We start from the raw sequence: 805 nt of genomic DNA, 5'->3' as shown, positions 1-805 counted from the left end.
GAACCCTTACTCCCATAAGGGTTCCTTTTTGTGATGTGTACCGGAAAGAGACATTATGTAAACTAGATCTGTATATCATATACAATTAATCATAGGTATGTTTAATTATATATATCTTTAATTTTCTAGGAGGATTTGGATTGATAAATAAAGCTTTATCTAGTGCTTACGAAACTGGTTCTTTTTATGAAGGTAATATGGATTTTAGAGAATCAATTTTTAATTTAGAGCCAAAATTAGTGGAAGTCGAGGATCTTGAACCTTTGAGGTATTTATATTTCAACGTAAAGGACATTTCTCTACGTCATAAATTACTTTTAGTCTTACGAGATATCTACAACTCTCAGCTTCATGAATTTTTTCAAAAGGCCTATAAGAAAGAGCGAGATTTAGAAATGAAATTAATAGCTGTACGTGGCTTAGTGAAATACGTTGAAGAACATGAAATAAGTAAAACTATGAATCATTTCATGAAAATCTTGATAAAGAGACCTGAACACACCCCTTACAATTATAAGGAATACGAATATTTGCGTTCACCAAGTGGATTACCTTATCTAATTAAGGAATACAATTATAACTGCTTTCATCAAGTATTGGAGCAAGTAGAAAAACAATATGAAGCTATGCCCTTCCAATTCAAGAATCATTATACGTATGATGAAAATGATAATATAGTCGAACTACGAAGTCCTGATGAAACTGATCAAATGATTGAAGATTTCTTTAAGATAAATTAATTACTAAAAGACGTTAGATTAATGCTCTAACGTCTTTTGCTACCTATAACGCGTTTTATGTTAAC

The 805-nt window shown here is 30.7% G+C and carries 1 protein-coding gene; it reads left to right on the top strand.

The annotated features are described in order from the left end of the window. Positions 1-140: 140 nt before the first annotated feature. On the top strand, positions 141-740 hold the full coding sequence (locus tag N178_RS27710; RefSeq protein ID WP_045295652.1) for a hypothetical protein: 600 nt from the start codon (positions 141-143) through the stop codon (positions 738-740). Positions 741-805: the final 65 nt, after the last annotated feature.

This window comes from Priestia aryabhattai B8W22, from assembly GCF_000956595.1.
GTDB lineage: Bacteria > Bacillota > Bacilli > Bacillales > Bacillaceae_H > Priestia > Priestia aryabhattai.
The sequence above is the reverse complement of the archived record's forward strand: the minus strand, read 5'-3'. Positions and strand labels throughout refer to the sequence as shown.